The 22,018-nt window shown below is 35.6% G+C and carries 8 protein-coding genes and 1 pseudogene; 1 reads left to right on the top strand and 8 read right to left on the bottom strand.

The genetic code is table 11. The annotated features are described in order from the left end of the window. The 4 genes and pseudogenes from ACIQ2J_RS09995 to ACIQ2J_RS09980 all read right to left on the bottom strand — a co-directional run. Window positions 1-751, bottom strand: a pseudogene (locus ACIQ2J_RS09995) (hypothetical protein); the annotation flags it as partial. A gap of 21 nt (window positions 752-772) precedes the next feature. Continuing rightward, window positions 773-1,555 carry a hypothetical protein gene (locus tag ACIQ2J_RS09990; protein WP_396169238.1) on the bottom strand — a complete coding sequence of 261 codons (783 nt, stop codon included), beginning with the start codon at window positions 1,553-1,555 and terminating at the stop codon, window positions 773-775. 8 nt (window positions 1,556-1,563) lie between these two features. Further along, window positions 1,564-3,945, bottom strand: coding sequence for a hypothetical protein (locus ACIQ2J_RS09985; RefSeq protein ID WP_396169236.1), 2,382 nt, complete (start codon window positions 3,943-3,945; stop codon window positions 1,564-1,566). 69 nt (window positions 3,946-4,014) lie between these two features. Then, window positions 4,015-4,278, bottom strand: a complete 264-nt coding sequence (locus ACIQ2J_RS09980; protein ID WP_396169234.1) for a hypothetical protein — start codon at window positions 4,276-4,278, stop codon at window positions 4,015-4,017. 399 nt (window positions 4,279-4,677) lie between these two features. Between ACIQ2J_RS09980 and ACIQ2J_RS09975 the strand changes: the two genes are divergently transcribed. After that, window positions 4,678-5,892, top strand: a complete 1,215-nt coding sequence (locus ACIQ2J_RS09975) for a helix-turn-helix domain-containing protein (protein WP_396169232.1) — start codon at window positions 4,678-4,680, stop codon at window positions 5,890-5,892. A 188-nt stretch (window positions 5,893-6,080) separates the two neighbouring features. Here the strand turns inward: ACIQ2J_RS09975 and ACIQ2J_RS09970 are convergent, their stop codons facing one another. From ACIQ2J_RS09970 to ACIQ2J_RS09955, 4 genes are all read right to left on the bottom strand, one after another. After that, on the bottom strand, window positions 6,081-6,245 hold the full coding sequence (locus tag ACIQ2J_RS09970; protein WP_396169230.1) for a hypothetical protein: 165 nt from the start codon (window positions 6,243-6,245) through the stop codon (window positions 6,081-6,083). 104 nt (window positions 6,246-6,349) lie between these two features. Further along, window positions 6,350-6,625, bottom strand: coding sequence for a hypothetical protein (locus tag ACIQ2J_RS09965; protein WP_396169228.1), 276 nt, complete (start codon window positions 6,623-6,625; stop codon window positions 6,350-6,352). A gap of 106 nt (window positions 6,626-6,731) precedes the next feature. Further along, complete coding sequence (locus ACIQ2J_RS09960) at window positions 6,732-7,718, bottom strand: PorP/SprF family type IX secretion system membrane protein (RefSeq protein WP_396169226.1); 987 nt, start codon at window positions 7,716-7,718, stop codon at window positions 6,732-6,734. Window positions 7,719-7,726: 8 nt separating this feature from the next. After that, entirely contained in the window at window positions 7,727-21,826 is a 14,100-nt protein-coding gene (locus ACIQ2J_RS09955) for a PKD-like domain-containing protein (RefSeq protein WP_396169224.1), read from the bottom strand. Window positions 21,827-22,018 lie beyond the last annotated feature (192 nt).

The raw sequence follows: 22,018 nt of genomic DNA, 5'->3' as shown, positions 1-22,018 counted from the left end.
ATACTTTAGGGCCATAGATAGTATTAGTTATTGTATTAATATAAAAATCACCATTGCTTCCCGTTGTAATTTCTGGATTTGATGTTCCGTTTAAAACAGCAGTTCCATTAGTTCCTGCAGCACCGGTCGCTCCCGCAGCACCCGTAGTTCCTGTTAAACCTTGGATACCTTGGATACCTTGGACTCCTGTTGCACCAGTTGCTCCAATAATTGAAGTTCCAGATGAAGGCCATGCCCCTAATGCTTTAGGACCATAGATAGTATTAGTTAATGTATTTATATAAAAATCTCCGTTACTTCCAATAGTATCTGTAGGGGTTATGATTCCTGATAAAATACCATTTGACGAACTATCTGAACTCATTTTAACCCATTGTCCAGATGTTATGTCATTAGAAGCATTAGGATTAGAAAAATAGTAAAATCCTGGTACTACATTAACCACTTGGCCTTGACCAGAAACCGTAGTACCTGTAGTCGAATTATATACAATCATTCCATCAAAAGCCGTGGGAAGCATTATTCCGTCTAGAGTATCGGTTATGAATTCCCATGTTGTTAAATCTGCTCTTGGAAAAACAAGACCTTTACCTATAGCATTAGGATCATTAAAATTAGTTGATGCATCAATAAATGCATTTTCACCACTAATTGCATTGATAGCATTTTGATTTGTATTAACTTGTGCATTAGAATGACAACAAGATATAAATATTGAAATAAAAAAAATATTTTTTAAAGTAAATTTCATAATTGAATTATTATAGTAAAGTTATGGTCTTCCAGCGTACAATCTCCAAGAAATACCATCTGAAACAAACCATGAAACACCTGATGCGGAATTTATTCCTGTTAAAGATTCATTCAAATATATACCTGTGTCACCTCCTGAGGTATTAGTTATAATTCTATTAGATCCAGACCTGTTATTAATTCCAATTAATCGGTTTGGGTTATTAGACGCAGAAGGGAAAACAATACTTCCACTATGACCAGACTGTAATAAAATTATTACATCATCTGTTTGCCAAGTTATAGAACTTGCTACTGGATGAACTCTAGGTACTTTTGCGTACAATAAACCTTTGGTTTGAAAATTACCATTAATTATTGTACGAGCAGCACCTGTTGTTAGCGTAAAATCGTTATTGTCTTGGTTAATTGATGTAGAAGAGGATAGAGTACCACCTAATTTAACATCTCCAGAACTAATGGTTAAACCATTCGAAGCCGTTACAGTTGCATCAGAGCCCGCAGACCCTTGAGGGCCAGTTGCTCCTATACCTGAAGCGGTCCAAACAGGTGAAGTTGGTGTTCCTGTATTGGTTTGCAATTCATTATTGGTTATATTGAATACCATTAATCCTATGGCAGGAGAAATTATTGCATCTCTTGTTACCGTAGTGTGCCTTGGCAATAAAAACCCTTTAGATGTTGAAGAAACATCTAATATCGCTGATGGGTCTGGTGAGATTGTTCCTATTCCTGTTTGAGAATAAATTGCTATTGGGAATAGTAGCAAAAATGTCATTAGTAAAATAAAATTGTTTTTCATTTGATTTATTAATTATTGTTAATTAGTTTAATACTTGCTGTTTTTCCGTTTTCTAATTTAATTTTAGCAATATATACTGCCTCTGGATGATAAAAAGGTGCCGAAAACTCTATCTCATTTTCAATTTTGGATTCATATATTTTCTTTCCTGTAATATCAAATAGTGCGATATTAGTTATGGCTAGCGTAGCTTTAATTTGTAATACATTATTATTAATATTTGCGGTAACATCAGAAGTATTAAACTCTGAGTTAGCAAGAGCTCCATCTTGATATACAATTTCAAAGCGATTTACTAAAGACGTTGTATTGGAAGAAAAATTATAATCACCAGTTGCTAAATCGAAATACAATCCTAAAGCAATATCGTGTAAGTAAACATTTACTGAACCACCATTGAAAACCCCTTCTTTTTCAGTAATACTAATGGTGAAATTTTCAGTTGTAGTATTGAATTTAGAAATACCTAAACGTACAACATCTGTTATAAAAAAGGATGGACGGGCATTGATGGCTAGTTTTCTTCCGTCTCCTTCAAAAATAGAATATAGTTGTGCCGTACTCTCTGAGTTTCTTCCAGCATCATACAAACGGTCGTAGTTAAGAGAGGCTTGTGGTAAATAGGCAACTAAAATTTGACTAAACACAGCATTACTGCCAGTCATGTTCAACTTGAAGCGGTCTCTTTGTCCGTTTGTAGCAGTAGCATTAGAAGAATTCTTATAAAACTGGTCATTATTTCCTGCTAATCGCATACAGTTAGTAAAAGTAATATTTCCAGTTGCGTTTAAAGCTTTCACTTTAAATCCTTGACCTGATGCAATTTTCCCATTGAAAGCTGTTGCAATGTTAGTTGGAATTGCAGCTCCAGCAAGAGTGTAAGCAATATAATCTGCTTGGGAGTATAACTGACCAGTACCATCATTTACAGTTGCAGCTGTCCATATATAAACTACACCATCAATATCGGTATTGTTGGTTAAAAATTTATCTGCATCAATAGCCGATGGATAAGGATTTGCTACCAAAGGGTGGGAAGTTGGGCCAATTAGAGCATTAGAATCATTAGTTATAGGAATTGTGATGTCCCCATTATTTGCCACTCCAGTAAATTTAAGATTAATATAATCAGAATTAATAGCATTTGTAAAAGGCGTTTGTGATTTAATTCGCATTATATATCCTGTTCCAGTTTCGTTTTCTGTTAAAGTTTGCCATCCACCACCAGTTCCAGTAGTGTATTTGTATTTTAAGTCAAAGGCATTTGCTAATGTTGCAGTACTAGCTTGCGCTGCTGCTAATTGAGAAAAGAAATTACCTGCAATAGGAGTTCCCCAATAAATATAATCGTAAAGATGCATTACACTTCGAGTTTTTTTAGTAAGCTCAATATTAGGAGCATTGACTCCAGTAGCTCTCTGTACTACACTAGCTTCACTTGACATTATAAATTTACCAGTACCTGTTACACCATTAACAATTTCTACATTTTCGCCATCCGTTAGTGTAACATCAGCATTTAATACTAAGGAATTACAAACAAACGAGTTTCCAGTATAGTCCGCATTTATAACTACTGGGTCTTCTAATGTAGGAGCTGAAGGCGACCAAGAGCCATTCCATGTTTTTGTATTACTAGAAGAAGCAATAAGAGGAGGGCAAGAATTACCTTTAGCACCAAAAGAGAAATAAGTATAATCACTAAGGTTTACAGAAGCTAGTGTGGTAATGGATCCCGAAGCGATAGAGCTATTTCCTCCTAGTATAGAAGTTGTATCTACCATAGATGGAATTTCTACCCACTTGTTTCCGTCATAACCAATTATTGTTAGTTCTGTTGTAGAAGTTACAATGTTAGTTAAAACACTGTTAACTCTCCATGTAAGGGAAACAATAGCATCATTTGCACCTTTAATATTCCAATATTCTGTTGGAGAAGTTGTTGAAACTGTCACATCTAAAGTAGTACCAATAGTTAATGTACTAGACCTGTAATAGGCAGCATCTATTGGTTCTATTGTTAGAGGAGTTACTGTAACAGGGGCATAAATGCCCGACTGACCTACTGGAAAGATAAAAGGTGCTGTTGTTAGCACACTTCCATATCCATCTAGATAATGAGTATCAGATGCGCCAAGAGTTGATGCAGCAGAAGAGAAAATCAGTTTTCCATGTATAGAAGAGGTTCTTGACGTTTTTGTTTGTCCACTGCCAGCACCGAAATAATAGGTATCGGAACCTACATAAACATAACCATTATCTCCAATATACAAAGGTTCATTGCTTTGAAACTGTGCTACACTAGAATTGACCGTTAAAACAAAGCAAGCGTAAATCATCCATTTGAATAGTCGTGGTTTCTTTTTTTGTTTAATTTTAATTGTTTTCAATTGTTTTTTTATTTAAATTTTGTAATACTCTACTACATTTTGTAATTAAACATCAAAACGCCAAAATAGTTAAGCCTTATTGTAGTTGTTTGTTTTTTTAATTATTTTTTTATAGCCTACAGCTAGTCCAATTATGGCAATAATAGTAAGATAATTGTCGATAGGTGTTTCCCCAGGAGGTGGGCCACCTGGTCCATCTTCCACTGTTTGTTGATAAACCGTCTTCGAATTACTTGCATCAAAAAATGGTTTATCCATACCGTCTTGAGCCAAAATTTTATTTGAAATGGAACTAATTAAAAAAAGGAGAATTAAAACTGACTTGTTGTTCATAATTACTTATTAGAATGTATTTATATTTTTTTCAATGAATGTTAGGTTAATTAAAATTTATTTTGATTTAAACTATTTACTCAAAACTATAGATTTATTAAATAAATAAAACACATATCCGATCAATTGAATACTTTGGATTTCAATTGTAATAATTATTAAAAATGACATTATTAGTTAATAATGATAGTTTTCAAACGAATCATTTAAACTAATTTTAATTAATAATTATTCACAATTACGAATTAGTTTTATTTACATTTGACAAAAATAAACAAAGTTTCGAATCGCCTTTGTTTACAGGCTTTTTTCCATAATAATTATATAAATTCCTTGTTTTTTATAACCAAAAAACTATTATTTTTTTCGTCTATTCTATTCAAACTTTAAAAAACAGTTATGCTAATTTTTTTATTATTTTTTATTACTGGAATTATTGGACTAACAACTATGTTAATTCAATTTTTTAAACACAAAAAAAACATTGTTAGCAATAAATATTTTACGATTATATTTACTTTAAGCGCAATTAGATTTTTATTAAGAGGAGGGGCTTACTATATTAATGGATTTAATATGGATGACTCTTTAATTTTTTTAGAATTAGTATTTCTTTTAACAATGCCTTGTCTATTTCTGTATTTCAATGATTTAATTGCTTTTGAAAAATGGAAGAATAAAAATCTACTCCATTTTATTCCTGGACTCATTTGTGTCCTAACTTTTTTTATTGACTTTTTTATTATCCCAGTACCCAAAATTTTATTTAAAATTTTATTTGTTTTATTATTACTAAACTATGCCACATACTTATATTTATCATATAAATTATTAGCTTCCTATATATTGACACGAAAAAGTGATATATATATTATTAAAAAACAAAATAATATTATTAAAAACTGGGCAATTTTACTATTGACTTGCTTCTCTTTTCTATTTCTTAGAATAATTGTTCTATATACACTAAATAACCTTCATTATAATTTAACCTCCAAATTTAACTATTTGTGGATTGGCGCTTTGGTATGGTTAATTATGTTTTTTAAAATTTTAATTACCCCCGAAATTTTATATGGCTATGATTTATTGGAAGAAAAAATAAATGAATATAAACAACATAAAATTGTGCTAAATAATGTTTGGAAACTAAATTACAACACAACAATTAAGAACATTAAAGATCTTAAAATACAAGAAAAAATGACATCGAATTTAAAAGAATATATAGTCCAAATTGAAGATATCTCATTAAATTCCGATATTTTTAGAGATTATGAACTTACAATAGAAACTTTTTCTAAAAAATTAACCTTTCCTACATTTCATTTAATATATATTTTTAGATACCACAGCAATATTTCATTTATTGACTATAAAAAAATCATTAGGATTCAAGATGCTATTCAATTGATGAAAACTAATTTTTTAATTACGAACACTTATGAAACTCTTTCTAACAAAGTAGGATTTAACTCCTATATGACATTTTACACATGTTTTATTAATATCACAGGAATGTCTCCTCAAGACTATTATAAAAAAATAAAGGAAAAAAAGTTATTCTTGATAATTGAAACATTACAAGTGGGAAAAACTCCAGAAATCAATTAACTTATTTATTAAAATAGACTGTACATTAAGTTCGAAAATTCATCTTAATTATTAATTTTTTACAGTTTGGGTGGGAAATTATATTTAACTTCGCTTAAAAAAAACATCAAAATATTTGAGCTTTTATTCGAGAAATTGCCTGAATATTCTCCTAATTTTAACTGATAATCTCTAAAGAAATTTAGAGCTTATTTATTTCCAAAAAAAACTAAAAATTTATCAAAATCTGAAAGCAAATTGTTAGACATTTCGCCTGAGCAGTCTACTAAAGAGGACCCATCCCATTTTTGAGGATGGGTTTTTTGTTTTTCAGAATCATAACTTACTGAAATACATTTAGTTAATTCGAACAAAGCATTGGTTTTTGAGGTTCGATATTGGATTAATCCCAAAACCTGTGGGGAGACAAAAATTACGTATAAATATTAGTTAGTCTAAAAAGGAAGAATTTATATTTCTAAACTCCACTGAATTGCGATCTAAAAGCTTTTATTTTGGCATTAAAAGATTCTGCAGACGCATTATCCGACACACTTACCTTTTCCCAGTTTGCAACTCCTATTTCTTTGCTAATTGCATCTCTACAAACATCTTTATTATCATTATTCCAGTCTGAATTTCCTGGCTCTATTAAACATCTACAAACATCTACTGATTTATATTCACTGCCACAACTTGTAACTAAAAATAAGAGTGATAAAAGTGCTGCGTTAATTGAAATTAATTTTGTCATGATTTCAATTTATATGTTATTCTTAATAAATTTTCGTTTGTAAAACATTGAAGTGGTTTAATTTAAATATCTTCAACTAGTAATTAAACACTTAAAAATTAGTCCCTTAATAATACTTAGGACATCCCCAACATCTATCACTTTTATCAAATTCATACGAAATAGAAATTTCATAAACCCCTCCTGTTTTACCTATTTTACTCATATTATAATCATAAGAGTAGCCAAATTTGAATCCTTCGTATTTAAATCCAGCATAAGAATTTATGGAAGTTAAAAAATGACTGTTTGGATTTGTTCGAATAGGATTTGTAGCAGCTAATACCGCAAAAGAAAAATTTCCTTTAACATATTGAGGACCCATGTCGAATCTGCTATATTCTCCTTGCTTCATGAAATTGGTCAATAAATAAATACTGTCTTCATCTTCAAATCTGCCATACGATGTATTTAAAGGAAATGCTATGGAGGAATGAACCGATAAAAACAAATCTATTTGATTATTTCCACTATATGCCATAGATATACTTGGACGATTAAGATGTTTTAGAGTAACCCCTAACCAAGAATTTTCATTATTAAAAAGGAAGGAAGTACTAAAATCAAAGAAATTAATTTTATCATTTAATAGTATGGGATCTATACTTGTATTGTGTATTACTCCATTATTTATATCTATTTGATCTCCCAACAATAAGTCTTGAAATCCAAAACTCTTGCTACCATATCCAAGAGATAAACTCGGCCTAAAATACCAATCCTCATTTATTTGAACTTTTAATGCGTAATTAAAGTTAACTTGTGTAAAATCATACCTTGTTGTAGTTTCCTTGTGATTTAAAACACTTATCCCAACTCCACTGTTCATTTCTTCAAACCAATTATCTATATAAGCAAATTGCGAATTGATACTAAAATCAATTCCTGGCCATTGCGTTCTATGTATGATCCCTGCGTTAGTAACCTCTTTAGCTCCCGCAAAGGAAGAACTAAGTGATTGCGGAATCATAAAAAACTGGGTGAATACTGGGTCTTGGGCCTTGACGTATCCGAATGAAAACAAGAGACCGATTAGAATTATAGTATTTTTCATAATAATAATTATTTTAATAAAGTAAATGGTCCATTATAATTTATCTCTGCACCAAATAATGTAGTTGCTTTTACAACAATTATATAGTTTCCATTTTCACTTTCATGCCCATTTACTGTTCCGTCCCAACCAACTAAAGATGTTCCTGATTCAGCATACAATAAGGATCCCCAGGTATCGTAAACTTGCATTTCTACAACTCCCATACAATTGAATTCTGGTTTAATAGTATCATTAATAGCATCATGATTGCCTGGAGTAAATCCGTTTGGAACTATCATTTCATACCCTTTTGTAATTGCAATTGTTTCTATAACACTATAGGTACAAGTCACTCCTCCAATAGCATAATTAACTACAAGGGTTATAGTATGATTTCCAATAGTAGTGAAATTATGAATAAGTGAATTTGTAATTCCTAGAGGAATCCCATCTATTGACCATTGCAAACTTGTATAATTTCCGGTAGAAATATTAGTTAGAGTTATTGGATCGTTTACTGCAAAATTGCCGCAAATAGTTCCGGAATTTGAAGAAATGCTCATCAACGGATTTCCAATAACTGGCAGATTCACAATAATTGGAACTTGAACAGCAATACAGCCTAAAGCAAGTCCTTCTTGATCATTTACAAATGCCGAATAATTTCCATTAACAGATGTTGTCATGCATTGTGGATTAACCGGAATGCAGGTATTTCCTCCTGACCAACTATAGCTATAACCTGGAACTCCTCCATTTGCAAAAACATAATTAGTTTGACTAACTTCTTTAATCGGACAATTCACATTAACATTAGATGTTGTAAATGCTGTTAAGGGAGTTGGTCTAGTTAATGTAACCGTTTGACTTGCTGTGATACAATTATTGATGTCGGTAACTGAAATTGTATAGGACCCTGCACTTAATCCAGATAAACACCATTCACTTGGAATAGTTGCAGATTGAACCCATCCGGATCCAACAGGAAATGGAGCGGTTCCCCCAGTAATTGTAATACAGATTGAGCCATTATTATACAATCTAATAGGGTAGCAATTTGGATTCGTTACACTCTTAATAGAAAAAGTTAATAAGGCAGGCTGCGTGACAGTAATAGTTGTAGTTGCAAAACAACCATTAGAATCTAATACATTGTAAGTATAAGTGCCCGCTACAACAGTGTGATTTCCAATATTTCCAGAATAAGCAGGAGTACCACCAGTTCCAAAAACAGATATTGTGGCGGTTCCTCCATGGCATAATATTGGCGCCGTAATTATAGCATTCGCCACTAACAATGTTGGTTCTGAAACAGTTATTGTTACACTAGACACACAATTATTAGAATCTTTTACAATATAAGTAAATACTCCTGCAGGAACTACATAATTTCCTGTGCCTGTATAGCCTGTTCCAACTACACCACCCGTTGCACTAACCATTACAACAGCCGTTCCTCCTTTACATAAAATTGGGGAGGTAATTGTAGCAGTAGCTATTACTTGAGAAGGCTCTGTAACAGTTATAGGAGATGTAATTGCAGAACAACCGTTAGCATCACTAATAGTATAAGGTCCTCCAAATCCAGCAATTACAGTAATTGGTCCTGTTCCGGAGTATAATGGAAGGGTATTAAAAGGAGTTCCGCCGCTACCCGAAACTGTTATTACACCGGTATTTCCATTACACAATATAGGAGAGGTTACTGAAGCTGTTGCTACTAACAATGTTGGTTGCGTAACATTTAATTGAGCTGTTTTAATGCAACCATTTGAATCGGTTACTATAAAGGAATTAATTCCGGCGGAAACTGAGACCATACCTGTTCCAACATAACTTGGCACTCCTCCAATAGCACTAACGGTTACGATTGCATTACCTCCAAAACAAGCTACAGGAGTAGCTATAACAGCAGTTACTTGCAACAAAGCTGGCTCAGTAACTGGAATAGAAACCGTTGCTTGACATCCGTTAACATCGGTAATTGTGTATATTGGAGACATTCCTGCAGGAACGCCAGTATGAATTCCTATATCACCAAAATAACCTGGGAGATTACTGGATGGTGTGCCACCAGTACCTGATACAGAAATGGATGCAGTACCTCCAAAACATAATATAGGAGTAGTTACTGTAGCAGTAGCTACTAATAATGGCGGTGGAGTATTTGTTCCATTAAGTGTAAATTGACAACCATTAGAATCCGTAATAATACAATTGAATGCTCCAACGGGGATATTACTTACTACAGGAGTTGTAATTCCATTGGACCATAGGAAAGTATAACCACCTGTGCCTCCACTTGGAATTGCTTGATAAATTGCTTGATTTCCAAAACATAAAGCTTGGGTAACAACTTGTAAAGTGGCACTAACAGGAGTAGCAGGTTGGGTTAATACAAAAGTTCTAAGGATATCAGGACAATTGTTCATAGAATCATGAATTACAGCTGTGTACGAGCCGGCAGATAAACTAGAGAATATAGCTGGATTTGGAAGTGTAACACCACCAGGATTTAATGTAATACTAATTCCAGAATTTATTCCACCAGTTACATTTATTCCAATATATCCATTGTTGCCTCCATTACAAGAAACTTCAAAGCCATTATAATTAGATACCGTTGAAGTTACAGCTAATGGAGCAGGATTGGTAATGGTATAGGGACCAAATTGTCTTTGACAGTTTACACCATCGGTAACTACAAGTAAATAAGTACCACCGCATAAATTTTGTAGAATACTAGTATTAACTTGTGTTAAAGAATTTGCTATTGGAATAATAGGACCACTCACTTCATACCATTGGAATTGATATGGATTTGTTGCTGAAGCAAATGGTGTTCCTCCGGTAATTACTACTTGAATAATTCCATTACAAGAAGTTGGAATATCGCAGTTGGTGTTATTTACAGGATTTACAGAAGGTACAGAAATCATGGCCGGTGGAACGGTTACAGTGTAAGGAAAATTGTAAGTACAAGAATAGGAATCCGTAATATTTACAAAATAATTTCCTGGGCATAGATTTGTTTGAGTAGTTGTTGTTCCTGGTATACTCCATTGATAAGTAAAAACTCCGGTTCCTGTAGGAGTTGGATTTAATGTAATGCTTCCATCACATAGCGGTGGAAAAGAATTACATTGAACATTTCCAATTACCTCATTAGGTATTACTTTTGGGTTTATAGTTATTGTAATTGTAAATGGAGCTCCTTGACAACTTCCGGTAATAGGCGTTACATGATACACTACATTATGAGGAACTGTATCGTTATTATTTAAAGTTTGAGAAATACTTGGAAAAGGAGGAGATAAATTATCCGAAGCTCCAGTAACTAATGGACTAGAGATTGGATCAACAAACCAAATATATTGAGTTCCAGGCGGAACAATTTCTGGGAAAACAGATCCTGATGGAAGAATATTAAATGTTTCTCCACTACAAATCAGAGCAGTTTTATTAGGGATAAATGCTACCGAATCTATTTCAACTTCTGAAATATTGGATCTTAAAGAACCACATCCGCCATTTGCATATTGAATCTCGCAATAAAAATAAGTAGTACCCGTAATTGCAGAAGAAGGTAAATAGGTCGCATTAGTAGCAAATGGAATTAATGTACCTCCAAATGCTTGAATAGTATTAGAAAACCATTGGTAGGTTGGAATTCCTGTACCGTTTATAACACTTACGCTAAGAACAGTAGTTGGCTCATTCTGACAAATTATTTGTGTTGCAATAGGTTGCACACTTATTGTTGGAACTGCCACAACAGTTACTTGAGTAGCAATAGAAGTAACAGAACATCCAAGTCCAGTTTGAGTTATAACACAATAATAATATGTAATTCCTACAACTGAATTTAGGGGCGTAAAAATAGGGCTTGTAGCACCTGATACTATTGTTCCTGTTGAAATATTCGAGGTTGTATTACTATACCATTGGTAGTTGTAAGTACCTACTCCACCTGTTGGAGTCACTACTAAATCTGTTGGGGCAGTCCCTTGACAAATGGTTTGCGATGCAGGAGTGATGGTAACTGTTGGATCTGTAACCACATGAACTAATGCAGTAGTACTTGAAACACTACCACAACCAGAACCTGATAAGGTTACCATAGCATAATAGCTATAATCTCCTGCAGAAGTAAATGTTGCTGGAGTATAAGAAGAAGTCGTTGCTCCTGAAATTATAATTCCTACCGGATTATACCATTGGTAAGTTGCAGTTCCTACTCCACCTGTATATTCTACTGTTAATGCAGCTATAGTGCCTCCAACACAAATATCTTGAGTCGCTAATGGCTGAGTTGTTATGGTTTGAATTGGATTTACAATTACTTCTACAATATTAGAAATAGCGGAACCACATCCTCCATTAGGATAATTTGCAATACAGTAATAGTATAAAGTACCAGTTGCAGATGTTGGCGGTACATAGGTAAGTCCCGTGGCACTAGTAATTGCAGTGCCTGTAAAATTAGGAGTACCATTTGAGTACCATTGGTAGGTTGGAGTTCCAGTACCGTTGATTAAGGTAATAGCCAAGGGTGTTGGCGCTCCATTTAAACAAACGGTTTGAGTAGCTAAAGGCTGTACGTTTACTGCCGGAGCAGCAACTACCTGAACACTAACGGTTGAACTTGTAACAGAACATCCAAGGCCTGTTTGTGTAATAACACAGTAATAAGAAATAGTCCCTACTGTAGTTGTATCTGGAATGTAAGTTGGGTTAATAGCACCAGTTATTAAAGTTCCAGAAGTCGAATTATACCATTGGTAGCTAAAAGCACCTACTCCACCTGTTGGAGTTACTACTAAATTTGCTGGGGTGGCTCCTTGACAAAGAGTTTGCGCTGAAGGGGTGATGGTAACTGTTGGATCTGCTACTACATGAACTTGAGCTATTGCACTAGTTATGTTTCCACAGCCTGATCCCGATAAGGTAATTACAGCATAATAATAGTAATCGCCTGCTGTATTAAAAGTTGGAGGCGTATAAGTAGAACTATTGGAACCAACTGCTGTTCCAATGGTTGTAGAACCGGAAGTATTAGTGTACCATTGGTAACTTGCAGTTCCATATCCATTAGAATAAGAAACTGTGTAAGCAGGCACTGAACCACCAATACAAATGGTTTGTAAAGGAGTCGGTTGTGCGTTTACCGTTGGAATTGGATTTACAATTACTATTGCTGTATTGGATGTAGCCGAACTACAACCTCCTGAACTAAAGGAAATAACACAGTAATAACTAGCACTTCCTATAGCATTTGTTGGTGGGGTATAAGTAGAACTATTAGTACCAACTGTTGTATTTGGTGTTCCTACCATATACCATTGGTAGGTTGGCGTTCCTGTTCCATTATTATAAGCAACCGTTAAACTTGTTGGTGCTCCATTCAAACAAACCGTTTGAGTGGATAACGGCTGAGTGCTTACTGCTGGCGCAGCTACCACAATAACTTGAACAGTAGCGCTAGTAGTTGAACATCCTGATCCCGTTTGGGTAACTACACAGTAATAACTAAAAGTACCTACAACATTCGTTGGTGGTGTAAAGTTAGCACTATCTGTTCCTACTGCTAATGCAGGGGTTCCTACTTTATACCACTGATAATGTGATGTCCCCTCTCCACCTGAAACGACAACATTTAGGTCCTGTGAAGTGGTGTCTTGACAAAGAGTTTGCGCTGAAGGGGTGATGGTAACTGTTGGGTCTGCTACTACATGAACTTGAGCTATTGCACTAGTTATGTTTCCGCAGCCTGATCCAGATAAGGTAATTACAGCATAATAATAGTAATCTCCTGCTGTATTAAAAGTTAAAGGCGTATAATTAGAACTATCGGAACCAACTGCTGTTCCAATGGTTGTAGAACCGGAAGTATTAGTGTACCATTGGTAACTTGCAGTTCCATATCCATTAGAATAAGAAACTGTGTAAGCAGGCACTGAACCACCAATACAAATGGTTTGTAAAGGAGTCGGTTGTGCGTTTACCGTTGGAATTGGATTTACAATTACTATTGCTGTATTGGATGTAGCCGAACTACAACCTCCTGAACTAAAGGAAATAACACAGTAATAACTAGCACTTCCTATAGCATTTGTTGGTGGGGTATAAGTAGAACTATTAGTACCAACTGTTGTATTTGGTGTTCCTACCATATACCATTGGTAGGTTGGCGTTCCTGTTCCATTATTATAAGCAACCGTTAAACTTGTTGGTGCTCCATTCAAACAAACCGTTTGAGTGGATAACGGCTGAGTGCTTACTGCTGGCGCAGCTACCACAATAACTTGAACAGTAGCGCTAGTAGTTGAACATCCTGATCCCGTTTGGGTAACTACACAGTAATAACTAAAAGTACCTACAACATTCGTTGGTGGTGTAAAGTTAGCACTATCTGTTCCTACTGCTAATGCAGGGGTTCCTACTTTATACCACTGATAATGTGATGTCCCCTCTCCACCTGAAACGACAACATTTAGGTCCTGTGAAGTGGTGTCTTGACAAAGAGTTTGCGCTGAAGGGGTGATGGTAACTGTTGGGTCTGCTACTACATGAACTTGAGCTATTGCACTAGTTATGTTTCCGCAGCCTGATCCAGATAAGGTAATTACAGCATAATAATAGTAATCTCCTGCTGTATTAAAAGTTAAAGGCGTATAATTAGAACTATCGGAACCAACTGCTGTTCCAACGCTTGTAGAAGCTGTAGTATTTGTATACCATTGGTAACTTGCAGTTCCATATCCATTAGAATAAGAAACTGTATATGCTGGCACCGAACCACCAATACAAATGGTTTGTAAAGGAGTCGGTTGTGCGTTTACCGTTGGAATTGGATTTACAATTACAGTAGCAATATTAGACATAGCTGTAGTACAACCACCACTAGCATAAGTTGCAATACAATAATAGTATAAAGTACCTGTAGCAGATGTTGGTGGCACATAGGCAAGACCTGTAGCAATTGCAATTGCAGCACTTCCACTAGTGCTATTGGTGGTGTTGGAATACCACTGATAAGTAGGTGTTCCTGTTCCATTCGATAAAGCAATCGTTAAACTTGTTGGTGCTCCATTCAAACAAACTGTTTGAGTAGCTAGTGGTTGTGTGCTTACTATAGGTGCAGCAACTACCTCAACACTAACCGCTGAACTCGTAACAGAACATCCAAGACCTGTTTGAGTTACAACACAGTAATAATATATAGTTCCTAGTGCAGTAGTAACAGGAGTATAAGATGCATTTGTAGCAGTTACTCCTGAAATAATCGAACCACCAGAAGTGGAGTTAGTTGTATTACTATACCATTGATAGGTAAAAGTCCCTAGACCTCCTGTTGGAGTTACCACTAAATTTGCTGGGGTAGTGCCTTGACAAATGGTTTGCGTACTTGGGGTAATAGTTACTGTTGGGTCTGCTACTACATTAACTTGAGCTATTGCACTAGTTATGTTTCCACAGCCTAATCCTGATAAGGTAATTACAGCATAATAATAGTAATCGCCTGCTGTATTAAAAGTTGGAGGCGTATAAGTAGAACTATTTGTGCCAACTGCTGTTCCAACGCTTGTAGAACCTGTGGTATTTGTATACCATTGGTAACTTGCAGTTCCATATCCATTAGAATAAGAAACTGTATATGCTGGCACTGAACCACTAATACAAATGGTTTGTAAAGGAGTCGGTTGTGCATTTACCGTTGGTATTGGATTTACAATTACTATTGCTGTATTGGATGTAGCCGAACTACAACCTCCTGAACTAAAGGAAATGACACAGTAATAACTAGCACTTCCTACCGCATTTGTTGGTGGGGTATAAGTAGAACTATTAATACCAACTGTTGTATTTGGTGTTCCTACCACATACCATTGGTAGGTTGGCGTACCTGTTCCATTATTATAAGCAACCGTTAAACTTGTTGGAGCTCCATTTAAACAAACCGTTTGTGTAGCTAAAGGCTGTGTGCTTAACCCGGGGGCAGCAACTACTTGAACACTAACGGTTGAACTTGTAACAGAACATCCAAGGCCTGTTTGTGTAATAACACAGTAGTAAGAAATAGTCCCTACTGAAGTTGTATCTGGAATGTAAGTTGCATTAATAGCTCCCGTTAATAAAGTTCCAGAAGTCGAATTATACCACTGGTAGCTAAAAGTACCTAATCCACCTGTTGGAGTTACCACTAAATTTGTTGGGGTGGCTCCTTGACAAATGGTTTGCGTACTTGGAGTAATAGTTACTGTTGGGTCTGCTACTATATGAACTTGAGCTATTGCACTAGTTATGTTTCCACAGCCTGATCCCGATAAGGTAATTACAGCATAATAATAGTAATCGCCTGCTGTATTAAAAGTTGGAGGCGTATAAGTAGAACTATTCGTGCCAACTGCTGTTCCAACGCTTGTAGAACCTGTAGTATTTGTATACCATTGGTAACTTGCAGTTCCATATCCATTAGAATAGGAAACAGTATAAGCAGGCACTGAACCACCAATACAAATGGTTTGTAAAGGAGTTGGTTGCGCATTTACCGTTGGTATAGGATTTACAATTACAGTAGCAATATTAGACATAGCTGTAGTACAACCACCACTAGTGTAAGTTGCAATACAATAATAGTATAAAGTACCTGTAGCAGATGTTGGTGGCACATAGGTAAGACCTGTAGCAATTGCAATTGCAGTACTTCCACTAGTGCTATTGGTGGTGTTGGAATACCACTGATAAGTAGGTGTTCCTGTTCCATTTGATAAAGCAATCGTTAAACTTGTTGGTGCTCCATTCAAACAAACTGTTTGAGTAGCCAACGGTTGTGTGCTTACTGCAGGCGCAGCAACTACCTCAACATTAACCGTTGAACTCGTGACAGAACATCCAAGACCTGTTTGAGTTATAACACAATAATAACTTGCTGTTTCTACAATATTTGTTGGTGGTGTAAAGTTAGGACTGTCTGTTCCTACTGCCAAAGCTGGGGTTCCTACTTTATACCATTGATAATGTGATATTCCCTCTCCTGCTGAAACAACTACATTTAGGTTCTGAGAGGTGGTGTTTTGACAAATTGTTTGAGTACTTGGTATAATTGTTACTGTTGGATCTGCTACCACATGAACTTTAGCTATTGTACTAGTTATGTTTCCACATCCTGATCCCGAGAAGGTAATCACTGCATAATAAAAGTAATCGCCGGCTGTATTAAAAGTTGGAGGCGAATAAGAAGCGCTATTGGTTCCAACTGCTGTTCCAACGCTTGTAGAACCTGTAAAATTGGTATACCATTGGTAAGTTGGAGTTCCGTATCCATTGGAGAAAGAAACCGTGTAATCAGAAACTGTTGCGCCGAAACAAACCGTTTGTAAAGCTGTAGGCTGTGCATTTACAGTTGGTATTGGATTAACTGTTATCGTAAATGTTTTTGCAACACCTGCACAACTAACACTTCCATTAGTAAAAGTTGGTATAACTGTTATAGTTGCTATTATAGGAGCAGTCCCTGTATTAGTTGCGTTAAAGGAAGAAATAGTGCCGGTCCCACTTGCTCCTAAACCAATACTTGGAGCTGAATTAGTCCAAGCATAAGTGGTGGTTCCTACTGTATTAGTAGTTAAAAATGGTATTGCAACGGTTGTATTAGCATTACAATACACAACATCTGCAGGCTGGGTAACTTGTCCAGTTGGATTAACTATAATTGTAAACGTTTTTGCAGCACCTGTACAACCAACACTTCCATTGGTAAAAATTGGTGTAACTGTTATGGTCGCTACTATGGGAGCGGTCCCTGTATTGGTTGCATTAAAGGAAGGAATAGTGCCGGTACCACTTGCTCCTAAACCAATACTTGGAGCTGAATTAGTCCAAGCATAAGTGGTGGTTCCTACTGTATTGGTAGTTGCAAATGGTATTGCTACAGTTGTATTAGCATTACAATATACAACATTTGTAGGCTGGGTAACTTGTCCTGTTGGGTTAACCGTAAATGTAAATGTTTTTGCAACACCTGCACAACTTACACTTCCATTGGTAAAAGTTGGTGTAACTGTTATGGTTGCTATTACAGGAGCAGTACCAGTATTAGTAGCGGTAAATGAAGGAATAGACCCTATACCTCCTGCTGATAAGCCAATACTTGGAGCAGAATTATTCCAAGCATAAGTGGTGGTTCCTACTGTATTGGTAGTTGCAAATGGTATTGCTACGGTTGTATTAGCATTACAATACACAACATCTGCAGGCTGAGTAACTTGTCCAGTTGGATTAACCGTTATCGTAAGTGTTTTTGCAACACCTGCACAACTAACACTTCCATTAGTAAAAGTAGGTGTAACTGTTATGGTTGCTACTAAAGGGGCGGTTCCTGTATTAGTTGCGGTAAAGGAAGGAATAGTGCCGGTACCACTTGCTCCTAATCCAGTACTTGGAGCTGAATTAGTCCAAGCATAAGTCGTTGTTCCTACTGTATTGGTAGTTGCAAAAGAAATTGCTGTTGTTGTATTGGCAGTGCAATAAACAACATCTGTAGGCTGATTAACTTGTCCTGTTGGGTTAACCTTAATTGTAAATGTTTTTGCAAGTCCCGCACAACTTACACTCCCATTAATAAAAGTTGGTGTAACTGTTATGGTTGCTATTAAAGGGGCAGTTCCTGTATTAGTTGCGTTAAAAGAAGGAATAGAGCCCGTACCACTTGCTCCCAGTCCAATACTTGGAGCTGAATTAGTCCAAGCATAAGTGGTGGTTCCTATTGTATTGGTAGTTGCAAATGGTATTGCTACAGTTGTATTAGCATTACAATACACAACATCTGCAGGCTGGGTAACTTGCCCTAATGGATTAACTGTAATCGTAAATGTTTTTGCAGGTCCAGGACAGCTTACGCTTCCAAAGGTAAAAGTTGGTGTAACTGTAATGGTGGCTACTACAGGAGCGGTCCATGTGTTAGTTGCGGCAAAGGAAGGAATAGTCCCGGTACCACTTGCTCCTAAGCCAATACTTGGAGCTGAATTAGTCCAAGCATAAGTGGTGGTTCCAATTGTATTAGAAGTACTAAATGGTATTGCAACCGTTGTATTGGCGGTACAATAAACAACATCTGTAGGCTGATTAACTTGTCCTGTTGGGTTTACTATAACTGTAGCAGAGCCTGTTTGCGGTTGGGAACAAGCTGGCAAAGTACTATATTGAACACTTACTAAATTATAAATAAAAGTTCCTGCGGTAGCCGTAGGAGCTGAAACTGTAGCGGTATTAGTAGAAGCTGCAGTTACTGTTAGATTAGGAATTGCTGAGTTAATATTATAAGTAAATATATAAGGAGGCGTTGTGGTATAGGGCGCAACAGCCGAATTGGAAGTCGCTACAAAAGTTATAGTTGGCGCCGTTGCATTTTGACAAATAGTTGTACCCCCAGATATTGTAGCTGTAGGTAAAGGCTTTACAGTAAAAGACTTCGTATCTGTTGAGGTTCCACATTCATTAGTTACAGCAAGAGTAACCGTATAGGTTCCTGGAATTGAATAAACTATACCTGTTGGGCTAATAGCATTTGTTGCTCCACTAGGGACTGTGGTTGCTCCAGGAAAACTCCAACCATAGGTTGGATTATTTAATGTTATATTAGAACAACCATTTACCACAGCAGTAGGACTAACAGTAGCAGTACCACAATAATCAGATATAGCATTAATAGCAACCGTAGGTGGCTTTTTAACAATTACAGTTTGAATAGCGGAGGTGACGGTTCCACAAGTGCTTCCGGAAATAGTAACTTTAATAGAATAGGTTCCTGGAGTAACAAAATTAAAGGAAGGACTTGGTGAAGCTGCGGTAGTATTATTTGTATAATTCCAAACAGCGGTACCACTACCACAATAACCACTTGCATAAGTAACCTCCCATGCATAAGTTAATGTACTACAAACATTAGATAAATTGGTAGTATTAGTAGCAGCAACTGCTAATGGGGTACAACCTGCTGTGGTGTTTAATGTGAATTGAGGAGCGGTTGGGGCTTCAACACAAATTGTTTTTGTAATACTTTTAATATCGCAGATGTTTCCAATATATAAAGTTATAGAATAATTACCGGGTATATTAAAATTAATTGTAGGATTATTTAGTCCATTACTCCAGTAATCAATATCACTGGCATTTCCCCCATTACTTCCTAAACCAGTTGCATTCCATCCTATTGCTGGCGAAATCACCCAATAAAAGGGTGGAGTTGTAGAACAACCACTTGCATTAATAATTGAACCTGGATCTGAAATATTTAAAATACTAATTGGTGAATTAATACATGCAGGACTAGGTATAATTGTGAAGTCAGGAATGGGAGCTGTATTTATCAAAATTGGTCCAATTGTTGTAAAAGCAGGAGGGAAACAGGGATTTGTTGTAGTCATTGTAGCTACAAATGAATTTGGAGAAGTTCCTGAACCTGAGGGTATATTTCCACAAGAAGAATTATTATAAGTATGTGATACTGAAGAAGGAACAATGGGATGGATATAAGTTATTGATTGACCATCACCAAAATTAATTATGTATTGCGTTCCAGGAGTATTACCAGCCGTATTATCAATTGGAAAGGTAATTGTTTTTGGGGTACATCCTGATAGATTTCCTGGATTCCCTATTGATCCAGATGGTGTATTTCCAACGAAAACCTGATAATTTTTGTTATAAACACAACCTTGATTTGTTGTTAATGAAATATTTAAAGTGTAAAATCCTTGATTATATTGATGTGTTATGTTTGTTGTAAAAATTGTAAGATTTTGGATTGGAGAGCCATCTCCCCAATTCAAAGCATAAGATATTACTTGGGTTTGATTTAATGTCTGGTTAATTAAATTAATAACACCTGTTGGAGCAGAAGTACATCTAGTAAAGTAAAAAATATTTTGAAAAGTTACTGAAGAAGTAGTTCCATTTGGTCCCAATATTGGATCAATTCTAGGATTAACTGTTACTGCAGAAGGGAGATTTGTTGAAGTACACCCGTTTGAATTTGTAATAGTAACTGTATAATCACCAGATGTAGTTGCTGTATAAGTCGAAGTAGTTTCTGACGGAATAATTATCCCATCTTTTTTCCAAACATAAGTTAAACCAGTACCTGTATTTGCAGTTAAAACAACTGAATCACCTTCACAAAAAGTTGTTGGTGTAGTTGTCGTTACTATAGCAATAGGCAAAGCATTAACTACAATACCCTTAGTTTTCACACATCCATTGGAATTAGTATAGGTTATTGTCGTTTGTCCAGTACTTACACCTGTAACAACTCCAGCATTTATAGTTGCTACAGCAGGAACAGAAGATACCCAAGCATTTGAACTTGCCGCAGTAGTAGAACCAGTTAATGAAATAGTTGCACCAACACATACATTAGATGGACCTGAAATAGTAGGCAATGCATTAACTGTAATATCTTTAGTTTTTGCACAACCATTAGAATTAGTATAGGTTATTGTCGCTTGTCCTGGGCTTACACCTGATACTACTCCCGCAATTACTGTTGCTACTGAAGGTGAAGAAGATACCCATGAATTCAAACTTGCTGCAGTAGGAGAACCAGTTAACGTAATAGAGGAATTATCACAAACATTATCACTTCCTGTTATTGTTGGCAAAGCATTAATGTTTCCATTAACTGTAATAGTTTGAGTTATGGCACCTGTGGAAGTTATTTGAATCGTAATTCCATTGGTAATAGAAGTTGTAGAAGATGCAATCCTAATGTAAATTATAGTTGATGCAACATTACCGCCACCAGATGGAGTTAAGATTAGAGTTGTTGTTGACCATCCTGAAGTCCCGTTTAAAGAGATTTCATAACCCGCTGGCGCACTAATTGTAATATCATTATTAGACAATCCTGTCCCACCTACTGTAAAAGTCTGCGTTGCTGAAACGCTTCCCAAACAAGCATTAAAAGTGGTTAATGATGCAGTAACGTTTATTACAGGAATTACCGCAATCTTCGAAGAGCTGGTAACTAAGGGCTTTATAGTAGTCCTTTCGTTTTGGGTATTAGCCAAAAGTAAATTAGTACAAAAAATAAAAGATAACAATAGAAATTTGTAACTATTTCTCATAATGTAGGTTTATTATATTCTTTGGGGGCAAAGATTTAATATTAGGGCAATCTCATTTTAAAACGATTAATAGACGTTTTTCTCACGAAAAATATACTATCAATAGTAAATTATTTTTTTAATTTCGTCCTTTACCATAAACAAAAGGGGCAATCTAAATTAACATGCAAAGTAAACCAAAATAATTACACT

The sequence above is a fragment of the Flavobacterium sp. genome (assembly GCF_044357305.1).
GTDB lineage: Bacteria > Bacteroidota > Bacteroidia > Flavobacteriales > Flavobacteriaceae > Flavobacterium.
Note: the sequence above shows the minus strand (reverse complement) of the source record. Positions and strands in the feature narration are given on the sequence as shown.